The sequence below is a fragment of the Klebsiella sp. OBRC7 genome, assembly GCF_000293135.1.
Lineage (GTDB): Bacteria > Pseudomonadota > Gammaproteobacteria > Enterobacterales > Enterobacteriaceae > Klebsiella > Klebsiella michiganensis.
Genome location: NZ_ALNJ01000014.1, coordinates 36259 through 53982, shown reverse-complemented (window position 1 = coordinate 53982; position 17724 = coordinate 36259). Strand labels below are relative to the sequence as shown.

Here is a 17724-nt window from a genome sequence, read left to right as displayed (position 1 = left end):
AAAACCGGATAGCGTGGCTATCCGGTGAGGTTTATGGCTAATCTGTTTTAACTATTGCTCGGGATTCTCGCCGGCGGGCGTAACGCCATCGAAATTACTGCGGCATCGCCTCGCGCGGGATAATCGCGCCGCGATACTGGATCACCGTGCTGGCGGTCAGGTGCCCGCGTTTGGCCGCCGACTCAGCATCGCCCCCGGTCAGGCGCACGGCCAGGTAGCCGGCGCTGAACGAATCGCCCGCCGCGGTGGTATCAACCACTTTCTCTTTCGGCAGCTTAACGGCCGGGACTTCCCGCTGCGGCTGGCCGGCAATCGCCACCAGGCAGGAGTCTGCGCCGCGCTTAACCACCACTTCTTCCACGCCGGCGGCGTGGGTGCGGGCAATCACTTCCGCAACCGGCTTCTCGCCCCACAGCGCGTCTTCGTCATCGAGGGTCAGGAAGGCGATATCGGTGCAGCTCAGCATCTGCTGATAAACCTGCTGCGTCTCCTCTTTGCTGCTCCACAGGCGCGGGCGATAGTTGTTATCAAAGATAACTTTGCCGCCGTTCGCCCGGCACTCACGCAGCAGGGTCAGCAGCTTCTCGCGGCTGGTCGGGCTGAGGATCGCCAGGCTGATCCCGCTAAGATACAGATAATCAAAGGTCGCCAGCTCTTCGCAGATGCTCGCAGACTGCTCGCTCTCCAGCCAGAACTTCGCCGCGGCTTCGTTGCGCCAGTAGTAAAAGGTGCGCTCGCCGCTCTCGTCGGTTTCGATGTAGTAGAGGCCCGGTAAACGGTCGGCCATGCGCTGAATCAGGTCAGTCTGAACGTTCTCGCGCTGCCAGGATTCGAGCATCTGCTGGCTGAAGGTATCCGTGCCCAGAGCGGTAACGTAGTGCACGCCCAGCGCACTGGCGTCGGTCTGGCGAGCGATGTAGACGGAAGTGTTTAAGGTGTCGCCGCCAAAGCCGCGATTAACCGCCGCGCCTTTCTCTGACAGCTCAATCATGCATTCGCCAATGACGGCAATTTTCTTCGACATAGTGATGACCTGAAATTAAATCAATATTAGCCCTAGTGTGCGCTGGGGCGCTTTGATGGTCAATGATATTAAAACAACGTTCCATTATTTTTTTGACCTGACGCGGATTATGTGACGAAAACCTCATTCGGCGGAGCAAATGGCGTTTCTCAACTATATTCAGGACTGACGAGACGCAAAAGGAGTGCAGAAGGGATGAGCAGAACCCGAAAAACCGTGGCTATTATCCTGGGAACGATTGTCGTACTGATCGTTCTGCTTTTTATCGTGCTGGCGACCTTTGACTGGAACCGCCTGAAGCCGACGATCAACCAGAAAGTCTCTGCCGAGCTGAACCGCCCGTTCGCGATTCGCGGCGATCTGGGCGTCGTCTGGGAACGCCAGCCCGGCGAGAGCGGCTGGCGAAGCTGGATCCCCTGGCCGCACGTTCATGCTGAAGATATCGTCCTTGGCAACCCCCCTGATATTCCGCAGGTCACGATGGTCCACCTGCCGCGCGTTGAGGCGACGCTCGCCCCGCTGGCGCTGCTCAGCAAAACGGTCTATCTGCCGTGGATTAAGCTTGAACAGCCCGACGCGCGGCTGATCCGACTTTCGGAGAAGACCAACAACTGGACTTTCGATCTGGCTTCGGCGGGGTCGTCGGAGAAAGATGCGGCGCCTTCCAGCTGGTCTTTCCGCCTCGACAATATTCTTTTCGATCGCAGCAAGATTGCCGTTGATGACAAAGTGTCGCGCGCTGACGTGACGGTCGTGGTTGATCCGCTCGGTAAGCCGCTGGCGTTCAGTGAAGTGACCGGCGAGAAGGGGAAAGGGCAGCCGCAGAAAGTGGGCGATTACGTCTTCGGCCTGCAGGCGAAAGGGAGCTATAACGGACAACCGCTCTCCGGTAGCGGCAAAATCGGCGGCATGCTGGCGCTGCGCAGCGAAGGGACGCCGTTCCCCCTGCAGGGGGATTTTCGTTCCGGCAATACCCGGGTCGCGTTTACCGGTACGGTCAGCGATCCGCTTAACCTCGGCGGCGTCGATCTGCGGCTGAAGTTTTCCGGGGACTCGCTGGGCGATCTCTATGACCTGACCGGCGTGCTGCTGCCGGATACGCCGGCCTTTTCGACCGACGGGCATCTGCGGGCCACCTTCAAGGAAAAAAACGGTTCACGCTTCGCCTATCAGGATTTTAATGGCCGCATCGGCGAGAGCGATATCCACGGCTCGCTGACCTACACCACCGGTAAACCCCGGCCTAAGCTGGAGGGCGACCTTGAGTCCAGACAGCTAAGGCTGGCGGATCTGGGCCCGCTGATTGGCGTCGATTCCGGCGGTAAAGGCAGCCAGACCGAACGGCGCAAAGGCGAGGCCTCCCCGCAGCCGGCCGGAAAAGTGTTGCCGTATGACCGCTTTGAAACCGATAAGTGGCAGGTGATGGATGCCGATGTGCGCTTTAAAGGACGGCGCATTGAGCACGGCGGCACGCTCCCCATCAGCGACCTCTCCACCCACGTGATCCTCGAACAGGGCGACCTGCGCCTGCAGCCGCTGCGTCTGGGGCTGGCCAACGGCACGATTGCCGGCAGCATTCATCTTGAAGGGGATAAAAAACCGCTGCAGGGGACGGCGAACCTGCAGGCGCGCCGCCTGAAGCTGAAAGCGCTGATGCCAAACGTGGAGATGATGCAGAAAACCCTCGGCGAAATGAACGGCGATGTGCAGCTTCGCGGTACCGGCAACTCCGTCGCCGCGCTGCTGGGCAACAGTAACGGTAACCTGAAGCTGCTGATGAACGACGGTTTAATTAGCCGCAACCTGATGGAGATCCTTGGCCTGAACGTTGGTAACTTTATCATCGGGCAGATCTTTGGCGATGATGAGGTGCGGGTGAACTGCGCGGCGGCCAATATCGACGTGGTCAACGGCGTCGCCCGGCCGCAGGTGTTTGCTTTTGATACCGAAAACGCGCTGATCAACGTCACCGGTACCGCCAGCTTTGCGTCGGAGCAGCTCGACCTGACCATCGATCCGGAAAGCAAGGGATTCCGCATTATCACCCTGCGTTCACCGCTCTACGTGCGCGGCACCTTTAAGTCGCCGAATGCGGGCGTAAAGGCGGGTCCGCTGATTGCCCGCGGCGCGGTGGCGGCAGCGCTGGCGACCCTGGTGACGCCGGCCGCCGCGCTGCTGGCGCTGATCTCACCCGCCGAAGGCGAGGCGAACCAGTGTCGGGCAATCCTGTCGCAGATGAAAAAATAGTGGGCAAGGAGAGACGCCCCTGGCCGGATGGCCAGGGGCGTGGAGGGAGAGTTACAGCGATTGATGACGCGTTTCGTGAGTCAGCAGCAGCGCGATCATCGTCAGCGCCGCCATGGCGGCCAGATAGAGCCCCACCGCAGGCAGACCGTAGTTGCCCTGCAGCCAGGCTGCGATATACGGTGCGACGGACGCCCCGAGGATCGACGAGACATTATAGGAGAACGATGCGCCGGTATAGCGAACTTCCGTCGGGAACAGCTCCGGCAGCAGCGCGCCCATGGGGCCAAAGGTCAGCCCCATCAGGCTCAGGCCAATCAGCAGGAAGGCAAAGACCAGCAGCGGGTTGCCGGAACCAAGCAGCGGTTTAAAGGCAAACAGCGCGAAGAGGATGATCAGGGTCGTAATCACAACCATGCTCTTACGACGGCCGAATGCATCCGCCAGCAGGCCCGCAACCGGCACCATCACGCCAAAACCGATAACCGCCATCATCAGCATCCACAGCACTTCGTTACGCGGCAAGCCGAGGCCAATCGGTGCGGCGGCAGTGCTGAAGGTCATGGAGTAGACGGTCATGATGTAAAACAGCGTATAGGTCGCCAGCATGATAAAGGTGCCGAGAACGGTGACGCGCACGTGTTTGGTCAGCAGCGTGCCCAGCGGGATTTTGACCTGTTTTTTCGCGGCGGCTACCTTAGCGAACACCGGCGACTCGTGCAGCGAAACGCGGACGTACAGGCCGATAATGACCAGCACGGCGGAGAAGATAAACGGCATACGCCAGCCCCATTCCATAAACTGCTGGTCGGTCAGCAGCCAGGAGAGCAGCAGGAAGGTGCCGTTCGCGAAGAAGAAGCCGATAGGCGCGCCCAGCTGTGGGAATGAGCCATACAGCGCGCGCTTGCGCGGCGGGGCGTTTTCCGTCGCCAGCAGCGCCGCGCCGCCCCATTCGCCGCCAAGGCCGAGCCCCTGACCAAAGCGCGCCAGCGCCAGCAGCACCGGCGCCATAATGCCAATGGTTTCATAGCCGGGCAGCAGGCCGATAACCACGGTGGAGATCCCCATCGTCAGCAGCGAGGCGACGAGGGTCGCTTTACGGCCTACGCGGTCGCCGAAGTGGCCAAAGACTGCTGAACCGATAGGGCGCGCAATAAAGGCGATAGCGAAGGTCGCCAGCGATTGTAGCGTCGCGGCGGCGGGATCGCCCTGCGGGAAGAAAATATGCGGAAATACAATGACCGCCGCGGTGGCATAGATATAGAAGTCGAAGAACTCGATGGCGGTACCAATGAGTGAGGCGACGACGACTTTATTGCGTGAGTTAACCGGAACGGTGTCCTGCGCGTTGTCGAGTGTTGTGGCTGTGGCTTGCATAGATCTTTCTTATTTTTTGCGAACGAAAGGCCATATAGCCACAGCCTTGGGGACATTTCAATCTGTAACAAGGGGCGATGGAGACCAAAAAAGAAGCAAAAAGTGAATAATTTCTGTGCCAGAAAAATAACTTCTATGAAATGCTTCACAAAATTAAAATAATGGTCGATAAAACCAGGTTTAGGTTAAATAAAAGTTACATGTTGGATTTATATGCTGAAATGCCAGGTTGGGCTGAATTTTGCGTCTTTTATTCAGCCCATTGATGGTTTAGTCGTGGGCTTTGCCCGGCATCCGGCGGTCGTCTTTATATTCGGCGGTGGCAATCCATGCGGCGCAGAACAGCGTCAGGCGGGCGAAAAAATAGAAGAAGGCCATTATCCCCAACACCGAACCGAATGCCGCCCCGGATGGGGATTTCACCAGCGCCGGTAGCGTCCAGGTCATGATGATTTTGATTACCTCAAAGCCGACGGCCGCAATCAGGGTGCCGCGAATCAGCGCCTTACGGCGAGGTCGGTGGCGCGGGAGTCGCCAGAAAATCCAGAAAAACAGCAGATAGTTGGCGAAGATGGAAATAGCGAGGCCAATCAGCCGCCACGCCGGTTTCAGCCACTCAATATAATCAAGATAAAGCGCTGAGATAATCATCTGCTGGGCCGAGCCGGCGATGGAGGTGATCGACAAGGTAATGACCAGCGCCACCAGCAGGCCGATCAGGGAGATAAAGTCGCGGAAATACTTTACCCAGATTTTCTCCTGATCCTGCGGCGTGCGCTCCCAGACGTCGCGCGACTGGGCGCGAATGGCCTCACGCAGGTTGCCCATCCAGTTAATGCCAGAGTAGAGCGCCACCAGCAGACCCACGATACCGACGGCGGTACGCTGCTGTACGGCGGTATTGATGGTATTTTTCAGCGTTGCCGCCAGCGTCGGGTCGCTAACGTTAAGCAGGATTTTATCGAAGATGTCCTGTAACAGCGTGGGATGCGAGGCCAGCACAAAACCGGCGGCCGCAAAAGAGACCATCAGGATTGGGATCATCGATAAAAATGAGAAGTAGGTGATTGCCGCGCCAAACTGATTACCCAGCCTGTCGTTGAAGCGCTCCGCGGCGCGGATGATATGGGCGACCATATGGTTACGCTGAACTTTTTCCGCCGTTCCGGTGACGCTTTTCAGCGCCTGGTTGGCTTTTTTCGCCACGGTAGAGTCGTTTATCGCAGCCATCGCGCTTTTGTTTTTATCCGGCTGCTGGCCCGGATCCTCGGTTGGGCGTTGAGGGTCGTTTTCCGGCGTCATAAATTATTTCTTCCTTTTTTACAGCGTTATTCATCAAAATTATATACGTAAAATCGCGGATAAGGCGTACCGGGGCCATCCGGTGTATGAATCAGAGGGCGGTTGAAGCGCGCTCTTTTGCCATTGTCCGGGCCTACGGGAAGTTGATAACATGGTGTTATAGCTGGTTTTTTATTCTGAGTCAGGCCTCATTCGACACCCGGCAGAAAATATCGGCACGCTCTCAAATACGGATTTTTCATCATGCGGACTAATCAACGTAGTTTTTCATCAGCCCGCCGAGCCACTCCATAAACAGATGTACCCGCCGCGAGAGATTGCGCCGGTGCGGGTAAATGAGCGACACCGGCAGCGGTTCGGCGCGGTAGTGGGGAAGAATTTCGATCAGTTCGCCGCTGCGCAGCACTTCGCGAACGCCTACCCGTGGAACCTGAATAATCCCCAGTCCTGCCAGACACGACGCCTGATAGGTCTCGGTACTATTGACCGTAAGCACGCCGCCCGCTTTAACCCAGCGAACCGCGCCATCGCTGACCACTTCAAATCCGAGCGGACGAACGCCCAGATTGCTGGCGTAGTGGATCAGCGCATGATCGGCGAGATCGTCCAGCGATTGCGGATAGCCGAAGCGCGTCAGGTACTGCGGGCTGGCGCAGTTGATTTGCGTTAGCTTGCCCAGCGGCCGCGCAATGAGCCCGGAATCTTTCAGCGTACCGACGCGCACCACGCAGTCAAAGCCCTCGCGAACCACGTCGACTAACCGATCGCTGCTGCTGAGCTCCAGTTCGATGCCGGGATACTGCTGCAGAAATGCCGGCAGCTGTGGAATGACCAGCTTTTTCGCGACTGCGACGGGCATATCAACCCGCAGACGCCCGCTGATGCTGGAGGGGTCGAGCTGAAACATGCCGTCCAGCTCTTCAAGATTGCTGAGCAGGTCTCTGGCGCGTTCATAGTAAACCATGCCGTCCTGGGTTAGCTGCACCCGGCGGGTCGTGCGGTGCAGCAGGCGAGCGCCAAGGTGGCTCTCCAGCGCCTGAATCTGGCGCGATACGCTTCCTTTCGGCAGGCCAAGAGTGTCGGCGGCGCGGGAAAAACTTTCCAGCTCCGCTACCCTAATAAACAGCTGCATTGCGTGAATTTTATCCATCCCGGCGGCCTATTGTTGTTCAATAAGAAACAGTAAAACGTAATTTGCCATATTTATTGTTTTTATAGCAGCTAATAAGCTCTTCAACTATGCAAACGCAACCAAGAAGGGGTTTTCTGATGACGCAACGTATCGCTTTAGTCACCGGCGGTAGCCGTGGACTGGGAAAAAACGCCGCATTGAAGCTGGCGGCAAAGGGAACCGATATTATTCTGACCTGGAACAGCAATGCGCAGGCAGCGCTGGACGTGGTGGCTGAAATTGAGCAAACGGGCGTGAAAGCTGCGGCATTACCGCTAAACGTCGGTGATGTTAGCAGTTTCGACAGTTTTGCTCAGAAGGTAAGAGAAGTGCTTCAGCAGCGCTGGCAGCGGGAGACCTTCGACTATTTATTGAACAATGCCGGAATTGGCCTGAATATCCCCTTTGCTGAAACCAGCGAGGCGCAGTTTGATGAATTAATGAACATCCAGTTCAAGGGGCCGTTTTTCCTCACCCAACGCCTGTTGCCGTTATTGCAGGACGGGGGGCGGATCCTCAATGTTTCCAGCGGACTGGCGCGTTTCGCGCTGCCGGGCTATGCGGCCTACGCCTCAATGAAAGGCGCGATGGAGGTGCTGACGCGCTACCAGGCGAAGGAGCTGGGCGCGCGCGGAATTTCGGTCAATATCATCGCGCCCGGCGCGATTGAAACCGATTTTGGCGGCGGTGTGGTCAGGGATAACGCGCAGGTGAATCAGCATATTGCCGCGCAAACGGCGCTCGGAAGAGTGGGGCTGCCGGATGATATTGGCGATGCCATCGCCGCGCTGCTTAGCGATAACCTGCGCTGGATGAACGCCCAGCGCGTAGAAGTCTCCGGTGGGATGTTCTTGTAATCCCGCGCCCCTCCATAGAGTATGGAGGGGCTAACGCATTTCATGCGCTTTCTTATTTCGTAAAGGACTTTCCTCATTTCGCCATCACCTGCGTTTTCGGCTTCGTTTAAACTAGAAAATTAATATTATTTTATTTTTTCTTGCCCGCCTGATTAAGGATTTCCTTAAGTCAAATGTAATAAATATTGTGAATAAGTAATGGTATCAATAAGGCCTGTAACTATTCATATATATGATATTTAGTTAATCCTCCTTATCGGTAAAATGCCCCAGGCCAAACGGCGAGTGCTTTTTTCTTGCTGATATTACCATTCCCCGTGATTTAATCAGGCCTTTCTTTGATGGAGAGAAATCCATGCAGGTAATCATGTTTGACAGGCAGTCGATATTTATTCATGGAATGAAAACGGGTCTACAGCAATACATTCCTGAAATTGATATTTTTGGCACCTGTCAGGCTGAACAGCTCTGGCAGACGCTGACGGCGCATCCGGAAGCGCTGCTCATTCTGGACGGTGATATGCACAGTGAGTTTTGCTGCGGGTTGTTGCAGGAAAAACAGCGTCGCTTCCCACACGCTCAGGTCCTGCTGATCGTTTCTGAAGATAATAAGCACTGGCTACAGCGCGCGCTGTCTTATAATGTACGGGCCATTCTGCAGCGCGAGGAAAGTTTGCCCACTTTCGCTCAGACCATCAACCGTCTCCGGCGGGGGATGCCCTGCTTGCCGGACGATGGATTAATAATGGCGGAGGTGAGCGATAATAAACGGGTTCATTTAAGCCAGCGCCAGCGTGAGATTTTACAGCTGCTGGCCGCCGGTGATTCAAATAAAGAGATTAGCCGTACGTTAAATATTAGCGCCGGCACGGTAAAGGCCCACCTCGAGTTGCTCTATCGCCGGCTTGATGTGAAGAATCGTACCCAGGCGGCGATAATTTTTAATAGCATTAGCGAAACTTAATCGGTTCTGGCTTTGAATCGTGCGCACTCTTCGCGCCGCTGTTCGCGGCCGCTGCGAATATTTTCCCATGCTTTAAGTGCCTCAGCGAACCGCTGCTGGTTAAGATGCGTCAAAACACTATTAAGCGCTGGAGACGCCGGCCCGCAGCTAAAGGCTAAAGAGACCAGCGCATCATATTGCGCTTGATTAAGCGTAACCCGGAGGCTGCGCTTAAGCTCGCGCTGGCATTGCAGTAGATCCACGGTAAGTAAGGTCTCCGCGACCTCGCGCGTGAAGTGGCTGAACGTCTCGAAATCGTTGAGAACGTGGCCGTAGCCAATCACGCGCAGGCCGCTTTCGTCCCGATAGGGGACGAGCGCTAATCCCTGGGCGCGCTTAATAAACTCGAGGCCCTGCAGGCTTAGCGGTGGTATCGTTGGGGACATTTATCGCTTCCTCTGTTGTCGGCCTGCAGTGTAGAGGAAAAGCGCGTCGCGCCCTATTCGCCAGATGGCCCAGGCTGGTGGTAATCGCGGCGCAGCAGGCCAAACAGCCAATCGTTGTGCCAGCGACCGTTGAGCCAGTAGCATTCGCGCAGCTCACCTTCCTGATGAAAACCAACCTTTTGCAGCAGATTCTTTGACGCCAGGTTGCCCGCGGTGACGGTTGCCGTAAGCCGCCGGATGCCGCCGGCGGAGAAAGCGTAATCGCACAGCGCGCGCAGAGACTCATAGCCGTAACCTTTGCCCTGCGCCCGGGGAACGAACAGAAAACCCGATTCAGCGCTGTCGGGAGCGTGGTGCTGATAGCCGGTGAGGCCCAGGGGAGCGTGGGTGTAGCGGTCGCGCACCACCAGGCACAGCCAGTGGGCCGCGCCCGGCGACCACGCGGGAAGCCGGGAATCAAAAGCATCACGAATGTCCGCTACCGGGCGGGGATCTGCGACGTAAAGCATCACCTGGGGGTCTTGCTGTAAGCTGAGAAAAAAGGGCCAGTCGTCAAGCTGCAGCGGTGAGCAACGCAGACGTGGGGTAACCAGTTCAGGCATAGCTGGGCTTCCGGCGAAAGTCGATGCCATGAACATAGCAGGACATCGACCGCGGGAATAGTCCGCTTTTACAACGGTTCGCCGTACAGGCCGATAAGCCGGCGCACCACGCCATTCGTCCAGCCAAAGCCATCCTGGAGCGGATATTCACCGCCTCCGCCTTCATGGGGCGTGGCGCTGGCGATATGGTACTTTTCAATCAGCTTATAGTGCTGTTTATAGAAATGATTCACCGTTTGCAGCCAGCTTTGGGCTATCTCATCGCCCAGCGGATCCTGGCCGTACATTTTAAAACCCTGTACCGCCATCCACTGCAGCGGCGCCCAGCCGTTGGGCTTATCCCACTGCTCACCGCTTTGATATTCGGTCGCCATAATACCGCCGGGGGTGAGCAGGCGGGCGCGTACCGCGTCGGCGAGCCTGTCGGCCTGTTCATGGGTCGCCATGCCGACATACAGCGCGACGATGCTGGCGGCGGAAAACAGCGCCAGCTGCTCGCGGCGCCAGTCGTAATCGCGGAAACAGCCGCTTTCGTCATCCCACAGATAGCGGGTTACCGCCGCCCTGCGCTCGCTGGCCTTCTGGCGAAAAGCGGCCTCTGTTTCCCGGTCGCCCTTCAGGCCGGAGAGGTTGGCGATGGTATTCTCCAGCTTGAACAGGAAGGCATTCAAATCAATGGGGATAAACTGGGTGGTGCGGATGCTCGCCAGCCGGGTGATATCCCGCAGCCAGCGGCTGGAGTAATCCCAGCCGGACTCCGCCCCGGCGCGCAGGTCGCGATAGACCTCGTTCGGCGGGCGCCCGGAGTGCTTCGCCGTTTCGACATCTTCCCGCCATGACTCATCGCGCGGCGTATCGCGATCGTCCCAGTAGCGGTTCAGCAGCGAGCCGTCCGGCATCCGCACCACGTGGCGGTAGGCCTGATTGGGGATCAGCGATTCCGCGCCGTCCATCCAGAAGCTGTACTCCATATGCAGATGGTCAAGGTACCGCTTAGCGCCGCGGACGCCATCTTCTTCAAACAGTTCAACCATCAGGGCAAACACCGGGGGCTGCGAGCGGCTGAGATAATAAGTGCGGTTGCCGTTGGGAATATGGCCATAGATTTCAATCATCCACGCGAAGTTGTCGGCCATGCACTTCAGCAGATCTTCGCGGCCGCTTTCCGCCAGCCCCAGCATGGTGAAGTAGGAATCCCAGTAGTAGGTTTCGCTAAAACGGCCACCGGGAACGATATAAGACTGCGGCAGCGCCAACAGCGACGACCAGGGTATATGATCCTGCGGCTCGCGGGTCAGCACGGGCCACAGGTTATCAATATGCTCTTTTAACGATCGATTAGGATCTGAGACGTAATCCTCGGCGCGGCTATCCGGCAGCCAGAAGTGATCTTCAACAAACTGGCGGAGATCGAATCCGGGAGTGCGTCTTACGCGACGGTAGTGAATCAAAATATCCAGCGGGTCCTGCTTCGGCGCGCAGTCGGGGAAGGTTTTGCTATCGGCGAAAATTCGTGACTTCTGGACGTGAGCGAACAGTTCCAGATAGCGATCGGCAGGGGTCAGGGCATCCGAGGCGGGCAGCCCTTCGATGATCTCCGGTTCGGGTTCGGCGTCGAACATTTCATCCAGCTTTAACTCATACGGATCGGCTTCGTAGCACGGATCGATCTCGATCCTGAGCTCATCGTCATCAACGTTGCGTAATTTCTGGCTGAACATAGTGGTACGGACCTCCGGATTGCGTCAGTAGAGGATGCCGGGCGCGCCCGACCTGTCTATTAAGCTTAGACATTCGCAGCGGGAAACGAAAAGAGAAGTGTGCGTTAGATCACGCTTTTTTCTAAACCTTCAGCCTGGGGTTTCTCCTTTAACTCGTTGACCTGGCGAATTAAAACTATTTTAACCGCTTCGTATTGCGCCGAAAAATTCGGAGATTTCGTTTTGCAACAAAATCTAAATTTCCATGCGCTTTTGCGATTAAGCCATTACTCCCACGCGGCCTCCAGCATTTCCAGCAGCTGCTCGCTGGTCAGCATAACCGGGTTAGCCTTCATGGAGGATGAGCTGCTGGCGGCGAGGGCCGCGGGTTCCAGCGCTTCGCGAGGGACGCCGAGCTCGCGCAGATTGCCCAGACCGGATCGCTGGCTCCACTCGCGCAGGCTCTCCCAGGCGCTGTTTGGATCGGCGTCCAGTCCGGCGGCCAGCCACTGGCGTACGTCGGCAAAACGCTGGCGGAGGCGTTCGTCGCTAATTTGTGTTTCATTGAGCGCCAGGCCGAAGGGAAGCAGGCTGCCGCAAAGCGCGCCGTGGGGGGCGTTGCTCAGACCGCCTAATGGCCCCGCAAGACCATGAATGACGCCGAGACCGGCGTTGGCTAGCGCCAGCCCGCCGCACAGGCTGACCCATGCCATCTCATCGCGGCTATCCGGACACTCTTTGGCCATCAGCGTTCTGAGCGCTTTGATGCCGCGTGGGATTGCCTCCCGGCAGAGAGCGTCGGTAAAAGGATTCGCCCGGGTGCACAGCCAGGGCTCAATCACCTGGGTGAGGGCATCCAGACCGGAAGCGAGGGTCACCGCGCGCGGGGTGTTGTCGGTGAGCGACGGGTCGACAATCGCCAGGTCCGGCAGCATGCGGTCATCGCGCAGGCTGACCTTGCGCTGCTGCTCGGGGACGTTGATCACCGCGTTCTTTGTGACTTCCGCCCCGGTACCGGCCGTGGTGGGGATGGCGACGAATGGCAGCGGATTGGCTTCTAACAGGCGCCCGGTACCCACCACTTCCAGATACTCGATCGCGGGCCCCTGCGCGGGAACCAGTGCCGCAATCGCTTTGCCGGCATCTATCACCGCGCCGCCGCCGAGGCTGACCACCGCGCCGACGCCTTTTTCCCGCGCCAGACGAACGCCCCGTTCAATATCCTGCAGGTCGGGTTCATGGGCGATAGACAGCGTGGTGACGTTCAGCTGGTGAGCGTGGAGTTCGCTTAATAAGAACGCCGCGCGCTGCAGGCTGGCGCCGTGAATCAGCAGTATCTGTGCGGAGCGGGCGGCGAGCCAGGGGGCGGCGCTGCGAGCAAGGCCGCGTCCAAAGCGGATATTGCCCGGTGTTAAAACGTTAAAAGAGGTCAACATGTCGGGTAGCCTGTCCTGGAGAAAAATCGTGCAATCCACTATACACATTATCCGGCTGTACATGCGCCGCCGATGCAGTATTGTGAAACAACCATCTCTTTTGATTGAGGAATTGCTGACAATGCTAAAAATACTGGGCAAACGCTCATCAATTAACGTGCGTAAAGTGCTGTGGACCTGCGAAGAAGCGGGGCTTGAGTATCAGCAGGAGGATTACGGCAGCGGGTTCCAGTCGATTGAGACCCCGGAGTTTCGCGCCCTTAATCCAAACAGCCTGGTGCCCGTGCTGCTGGACGACGACTTTGTGTTATGGGAGTCGAACAGCATCTGCCGCTATCTGGCGCGCAAAGCCGGGCGGGAAGACCTGCTCCCCACGGCGCCGCGGGCTGCCGCCGAGGTTGAGCACTGGATGGACTGGCAGGCGACGGAATTTAATACTGCCTGGCGCTATGCCTTTATGGGACTGGTACGCAAGGACCCGCGTTTTCAGGATCCGACGGCTATCAAAGAGAGCGTTGCTGCCTGGACCCGCTGCGTGCAGATCGTCAATACGCAGCTGCAGCAAACCGGGGCATGGGTCGCCGGTAGAGAGTTTACGCTGGCGGATATTGTCCTTGGCCTGTCGGTGCATCGCTGGAAAATGACGCCGTTCGCCCATCCTGAAATGGCGGAAGTGGAGCGCTGGTATATGGCGCTGAATCAGCGGCCGGCGTTTAAGCGCCACGGGAATAACGGCGTGGCGTAGAGGTAAAAAAAAGAAGCTCCGGAGAGCTTCTTTTTCAGGCATGGTGCGCGTCTTACCGCATCGTCACAAACTCTTCCGCGGCGGTTGGGTGGATCGCCACGGTATTGTCGAAGTCTTTCTTGGTTGCGCCCATCTTCAGCGCCACCGCGAAGCCCTGCAGCATCTCGTCCATTCCGAAGCCGATACCGTGAATACCGACAATCTTCTCTTCCGGGCCGACACAGACCAGCTTCATGCGGCACGGCTGGCGGTGTGAGGTCACGGCGGTATACATGGCGGTGAAAGAGGATTTATACACTTTCACCGCTTCATCGCCGTACTGCTCGCGCGCCTGCGGCTCGGTTAAGCCGACGGTGCCGATGGGCGGATGGCTGAACACCACGGTCGGGATATTGCTGTAGTCCAGATGTTCGTCCGGCTTGTTGTTAAACAGACGCTCGGAGAGACGACGGCCTGCGGCAACGGCGACCGGGGTCAGCTCGACGGCGCCGGTATTATCGCCGACGGCGTAAATACCCGGAACGCTGGTATTCTGGAATTTATCGACGACGATATAGCCTTTATCGTTGGTTTCCACTCCGGTCGCGGCGAGGTTGAAGTTATCGGTTGCCGGTTCGCGACCGATCGCCCAAATCAGGCAGTCCACGGTCTGGCTGCGGCCATCTTCCAGTTCCAGGGTCAGGCTGCCGTCGGCGTTCTTCACAACCGTTTTCGGAATGGCATGGGTATGCAGCTGCGGGCCTTCGGCGTTCATCACCTCAACCAGCGTTTCCACGATCAGCGGATCGAAGCTACGCAGCGGCGCGTGTTTACGCACGAACAGGTGCGTCTCCGCGCCCAGGCCGTTAATCACGCCCGCCAGCTCAACGGCGATATAGCCCGCGCCGACAACCGCAACGCGTTTCGGCAGCGCCGGCAGTTCGAAGAAACCATCGGAATCAATGCCGTATTCGACGCCGGGGATATTCGGATGGCTCGGGCGGCCGCCGGTGGCGATCAGAATATGATCGGCGGTTATCGTCTCGCCGTTAACTTCGATGGTTTTCGCATCGACAAAACGGGCGAAGCCTTTAATCACATCGACCTTATTTTTGCCCAGCACGTTGTCGTAGGAGGTGTGGATACGATCGATATAGGCGCTACGGCTGGCGACCAGTTTGTCCCAGTCGAAGTGATTGATAGTGGTGTCAAAACCGTAATCCGGGCCATACAGATGGATGGCTTCACGGATCTGCGCCGCATGCCACATGACTTTTTTCGGCACGCAGCCGACGTTCACGCAGGTACCGCCCAGGTCTTTGGCTTCAATCAGCGCGCACTTCTGGCCGTACATAGCGGCACGGTTAATGGAGGCGATACCGCCGCTGCCGCCGCCAATGGCGATATAGTCATAATGCTTGCTCATGAGTCTTATCCTTAATGTCTGATTGGCGCGATTGTATACCTGAAATCAATAGTTTCCACCGATGACTGCGATTACTCAGGCACGATCCAGCTGACGGTGGTATGGCCGATACCGGTCGGCACCAGCTTTTTATGCAGCCACGGCAGAACGTTGTTCATCTGCTGCTCCAGCTTCCACGGCGGGTTGATGACGATCATCCCGGAGGCGGTCATCCCGCGCTGGTCGCTGTCCGGACGCACCGCCAGCTCGATTTGCAGAATTTTGCGAATGCCGGTGGCCTCTAACTCTTTGATCATGCGCTTAATCTGCGCCCGCAGCACCACCGGATACCACAGCGCGTAGGTGCCGGTAGCAAAGCGTTTGTAGCCTTCATGAATACCGGTCACGACCGCCTGGTAGTCGCTTTTGATTTCGTAAGGCGGGTCGATCAGCACCAGTCCACGACGAGAAACCGGCGGCAGCTTCGACTTCAGCTGCTGATAGCCATCGGTTTTTTCAACCCGGGCGCGGTCGTCTTTCTGAAACTCGGCGCGCAGCAGCGGAAAATCGCTGGGATGCAGTTCGGTCATCTGCAGGCTGTCCTGCTCGCGCAGCAGCTGGCGGGCAATCAACGGCGAGCCGGGATAGTAGCGTAGCTGGCCGCTACGGTTGAAGTGCTGAACGACGGAGATATACGGCTCCAGCTCGGCGGGCAGGTCATCCTGCTGCCAGATGCGGGCGATGCCTTCGAGATATTCACCGGTACGCTCGGCGTGTTCGCTGCTCAGCTGATAGCGGCCTGCGCCGGCGTGGGTGTCCAGATAGAGAAACGGTTTTTCTTTCTCTTTGAGCGATTCAATGATCAGGCTCTGAACGGTGTGTTTAAGAACGTCGGCGTGGTTGCCTGCGTGAAAGCTATGACGATAACTGAGCATGGATACGGTGATTCCGGGATTTAGACAAGATTACCGATAGTTTACCGCAGATCGGCCTGGATTACCGCCGCGCTGTTTCCATTCCGCTTAAAGCGTTGCAAAACATAACCGTGTCATAAAAGCGTCAAAGAGAAGGGCTAGCGTCACGTAAAGGCAAGGTAATGGTTTGAATAAAAGGAAAAATAATGAAACTGCACATCACGCTACTCGCATCGGCGTTAATGCTGGCGCTGCCGGCGCTGGCGAAAGAGGTTCCTTTGAATCAGGCGGCGGCAATCGCCAACGGCGTGACGCCAGCCGCCGCCAGTCCGGCGTTTGACGCGCTGGAGAGCCAAAGCCTGTCGCAGCTGCGCAACGCGCTGAAGGGCGATGCGGCAACCCTGACTCGCGACCAGCTTGAACACGCCAGACAGAATAAAACACAGGCGGATACCGCGTGGCTGAAGGCCAGCGGTTATGACTTCCAGACAAAAGCCAACCAGCAGGTGGGAATCGAGCTGCTCTCAGCGTTCAGCGCGCTGCCGAAGGCGGTCACAGAGCAAAACCTGGCGACCGTCACCGCCATTAACCGCGATGCTGCACAGAGCGCTCGCCACCAGGCACTGGCGGATGCCGAAGGCATCAGCTATCTCTATTTCCTCAGCGATGCGCTGGGGCCGCGCCTCGGCAAAGCGTTCCTCGCCGCCTACGACAAAGGCGAGCTCGGTAAGGCGGCGGCGCTGATCAAAGCGTCTGAAGTGAGTACCGGGGCGGCGAAAAAGCACTTCAATAACCCGCGCCCGTTCCTGATTCAGGGCAATACCATCCATCTGGTGCCGGACGATGTGGTGGTTAAGGACAATAAGCCCTATACCGCCGACGGCGGCTCGTTTCCGAGCGGGCACACCAACACCGGCTATACCGACGCTCTGCTGATGGCGGAGATGATCCCGGAGCGCTTCGACGCGCTGGTGACCCGCGGCGCCCGCTATGGCTATTCGCGCATCGTGCTGGGCGTGCACTATCCGCTGGACGTGATGGGTTCGCGGATGGTGGCGCAGCGCAATGTCGCCCACTACCTGAATGACGCGAAGTATCGCGGGCTGTTTAATGAGGCCCGCGACCAGCTGCGTACCGCGCTGGAGAAAGAGTGCGGCACGACGCTGGCGGAGTGTGCGAAAGTGCCTGCGAAAGACGATCCGTATCGCGACCCGGCGATGGGCGCGTTTTATCGCTTTACCATGACCTACGATCTGTCGCAGCAGAAGGGCGAAAAACAGAGCCTGAAGGTGCCGCAAGGGGCTGAAGTGCTGCTGGAGGCTGCGCTGCCGAATCTGTCCGCCGCGCAGCGTCGGGCGCTGATGGTCAAAACGGCGTTGCCCGCAGGATATCCGCTCTCCGGTGATAACGACGCGCAGCAGTTCTGGCAGCGGCTGAATTTGCCAGCGGCGTATGCGATGGCGAATAAAGCGCATTAAACCTGGTGCAGTCCGGAGGCGGTGCTGGCGCACCTCTCCGGGATATAAGGGCAATGCGGCGGCGTACAGCGTGGCGCCGCCGGGCGTTTTAATGCGGGCGT

General features: G+C 57.8%; 15 protein-coding genes. 5 read left to right on the top strand and 10 right to left on the bottom strand.

Annotated elements, in window-relative coordinates:
* Positions 1-94 precede the first annotated feature (94 nt).
* Entirely contained in the window at positions 95-1024 is a 930-nt protein-coding gene (locus HMPREF1144_RS02590) for a sugar kinase (RefSeq protein ID WP_009651756.1), read from the bottom strand.
* Positions 1025-1219: 195 nt separating this feature from the next.
* Between HMPREF1144_RS02590 and HMPREF1144_RS02585 the strand changes: the two genes are divergently transcribed.
* Entirely contained in the window at positions 1220-3271 is a 2052-nt protein-coding gene (locus HMPREF1144_RS02585) for an AsmA family protein (RefSeq protein WP_009651783.1), read from the top strand.
* A 51-nt stretch (positions 3272-3322) separates the two neighbouring features.
* Here the strand turns inward: HMPREF1144_RS02585 and HMPREF1144_RS02580 are convergent, their stop codons facing one another.
* The 3 genes from HMPREF1144_RS02580 to HMPREF1144_RS02570 all read right to left on the bottom strand — a co-directional run bounded on the left by HMPREF1144_RS02580 (position 3323) and on the right by HMPREF1144_RS02570 (position 7097).
* Positions 3323-4645, bottom strand: coding sequence for an MFS transporter (locus tag HMPREF1144_RS02580; protein ID WP_004126314.1), 1323 nt, complete (start codon positions 4643-4645; stop codon positions 3323-3325).
* A 270-nt stretch (positions 4646-4915) separates the two neighbouring features.
* A complete protein-coding gene (gene yhjD, locus HMPREF1144_RS02575) occupies positions 4916-5947 on the bottom strand; it encodes an inner membrane protein YhjD (RefSeq protein ID WP_004855254.1) in 1032 nt (343 codons plus the stop codon).
* Between the two features lie 250 nt (positions 5948-6197).
* A complete protein-coding gene (locus HMPREF1144_RS02570; protein ID WP_004855251.1) occupies positions 6198-7097 on the bottom strand; it encodes a LysR family transcriptional regulator in 900 nt (299 codons plus the stop codon).
* Positions 7098-7216: 119 nt separating this feature from the next.
* Between HMPREF1144_RS02570 and HMPREF1144_RS02565 the strand changes: the two genes are divergently transcribed.
* The gene (locus HMPREF1144_RS02565; protein WP_004855248.1) at positions 7217-7975 is read left to right on the top strand and encodes an SDR family NAD(P)-dependent oxidoreductase; all 759 of its coding nucleotides are present in this window, start codon (positions 7217-7219) and stop codon (positions 7973-7975) included.
* 355 nt (positions 7976-8330) lie between these two features.
* Positions 8331-8939, top strand: a complete 609-nt coding sequence (locus HMPREF1144_RS02560) for a response regulator transcription factor (RefSeq protein WP_004855247.1) — start codon at positions 8331-8333, stop codon at positions 8937-8939.
* Here HMPREF1144_RS02560 and HMPREF1144_RS02555 read toward each other — a convergent pair.
* The 4 genes from HMPREF1144_RS02555 to HMPREF1144_RS02540 form a co-directional block, all read right to left on the bottom strand.
* On the bottom strand, positions 8936-9364 hold the full coding sequence (locus tag HMPREF1144_RS02555; protein WP_004855245.1) for a lysozyme: 429 nt from the start codon (positions 9362-9364) through the stop codon (positions 8936-8938). The genes HMPREF1144_RS02560 and HMPREF1144_RS02555 overlap by 4 nt on opposite strands.
* 53 nt (positions 9365-9417) lie before the next feature.
* Entirely contained in the window at positions 9418-9966 is a 549-nt protein-coding gene (locus tag HMPREF1144_RS02550) for a GNAT family N-acetyltransferase (RefSeq protein ID WP_009651749.1), read from the bottom strand.
* 68 nt (positions 9967-10034) lie between these two features.
* A complete protein-coding gene (locus tag HMPREF1144_RS02545) occupies positions 10035-11687 on the bottom strand; it encodes an alpha,alpha-trehalase (RefSeq protein ID WP_004855238.1) in 1653 nt (550 codons plus the stop codon).
* 266 nt (positions 11688-11953) lie between these two features.
* On the bottom strand, positions 11954-13102 hold the full coding sequence (locus tag HMPREF1144_RS02540) for an iron-containing alcohol dehydrogenase (RefSeq protein WP_004855235.1): 1149 nt from the start codon (positions 13100-13102) through the stop codon (positions 11954-11956).
* Between the two features lie 121 nt (positions 13103-13223).
* Here HMPREF1144_RS02540 and HMPREF1144_RS02535 point away from each other — a divergent pair, with 121 nt between their 5' ends.
* Entirely contained in the window at positions 13224-13847 is a 624-nt protein-coding gene (locus HMPREF1144_RS02535) for a glutathione S-transferase family protein (RefSeq protein ID WP_009651778.1), read from the top strand.
* A 52-nt stretch (positions 13848-13899) separates the two neighbouring features.
* On the opposite strand, the gene gorA is transcribed toward HMPREF1144_RS02535, so the two are convergent.
* Together gorA and HMPREF1144_RS02525 are read right to left on the bottom strand one after the other, a co-directional pair.
* Positions 13900-15252: a glutathione-disulfide reductase gene (gene gorA / locus HMPREF1144_RS02530; RefSeq protein ID WP_004855230.1), complete on the bottom strand. Its 1353-nt coding sequence runs from the start codon at positions 15250-15252 to the stop codon at positions 13900-13902.
* A gap of 71 nt (positions 15253-15323) precedes the next feature.
* On the bottom strand, positions 15324-16166 hold the full coding sequence (locus HMPREF1144_RS02525) for a 23S rRNA (adenine(2030)-N(6))-methyltransferase RlmJ (RefSeq protein ID WP_009651758.1): 843 nt from the start codon (positions 16164-16166) through the stop codon (positions 15324-15326).
* A gap of 185 nt (positions 16167-16351) precedes the next feature.
* Here HMPREF1144_RS02525 and HMPREF1144_RS02520 point away from each other — a divergent pair, with 185 nt between their 5' ends.
* Entirely contained in the window at positions 16352-17623 is a 1272-nt protein-coding gene (locus tag HMPREF1144_RS02520) for an acid phosphatase (protein WP_009651776.1), read from the top strand.
* Positions 17624-17724 lie beyond the last annotated feature (101 nt).

Bases quoted from the DNA above. Each gene is read 5' to 3' on its own strand.
- HMPREF1144_RS02565 (WP_004855248.1), top strand. From the start codon at position 7,217: ATGACGCAACGTATCGCTTTAGTCACCGGCGGTAGCCGTGGACTGGGA.
- HMPREF1144_RS02580 (WP_004126314.1), bottom strand. From the start codon at position 4,645: ATGCAAGCCACAGCCACAACACTCGACAACGCGCAGGACACCGTTCCG.
- HMPREF1144_RS02560 (WP_004855247.1), top strand. From the start codon at position 8,331: ATGCAGGTAATCATGTTTGACAGGCAGTCGATATTTATTCATGGAATG.
- HMPREF1144_RS02535 (WP_009651778.1), top strand. From the start codon at position 13,224: ATGCTAAAAATACTGGGCAAACGCTCATCAATTAACGTGCGTAAAGTG.
- yhjD (WP_004855254.1), bottom strand. From the start codon at position 5,947: ATGACGCCGGAAAACGACCCTCAACGCCCAACCGAGGATCCGGGCCAG.
- HMPREF1144_RS02590 (WP_009651756.1), bottom strand. From the start codon at position 1,024: ATGTCGAAGAAAATTGCCGTCATTGGCGAATGCATGATTGAGCTGTCA.
- HMPREF1144_RS02520 (WP_009651776.1), top strand. From the start codon at position 16,352: ATGAAACTGCACATCACGCTACTCGCATCGGCGTTAATGCTGGCGCTG.
- HMPREF1144_RS02585 (WP_009651783.1), top strand. From the start codon at position 1,220: ATGAGCAGAACCCGAAAAACCGTGGCTATTATCCTGGGAACGATTGTC.
- gorA (WP_004855230.1), bottom strand. From the start codon at position 15,252: ATGAGCAAGCATTATGACTATATCGCCATTGGCGGCGGCAGCGGCGGT.
- HMPREF1144_RS02555 (WP_004855245.1), bottom strand. From the start codon at position 9,364: ATGTCCCCAACGATACCACCGCTAAGCCTGCAGGGCCTCGAGTTTATT.
- HMPREF1144_RS02540 (WP_004855235.1), bottom strand. From the start codon at position 13,102: ATGTTGACCTCTTTTAACGTTTTAACACCGGGCAATATCCGCTTTGGA.
- HMPREF1144_RS02550 (WP_009651749.1), bottom strand. From the start codon at position 9,966: ATGCCTGAACTGGTTACCCCACGTCTGCGTTGCTCACCGCTGCAGCTT.
- HMPREF1144_RS02545 (WP_004855238.1), bottom strand. From the start codon at position 11,687: ATGTTCAGCCAGAAATTACGCAACGTTGATGACGATGAGCTCAGGATC.
- HMPREF1144_RS02570 (WP_004855251.1), bottom strand. From the start codon at position 7,097: ATGGATAAAATTCACGCAATGCAGCTGTTTATTAGGGTAGCGGAGCTG.
- HMPREF1144_RS02525 (WP_009651758.1), bottom strand. From the start codon at position 16,166: ATGCTCAGTTATCGTCATAGCTTTCACGCAGGCAACCACGCCGACGTT.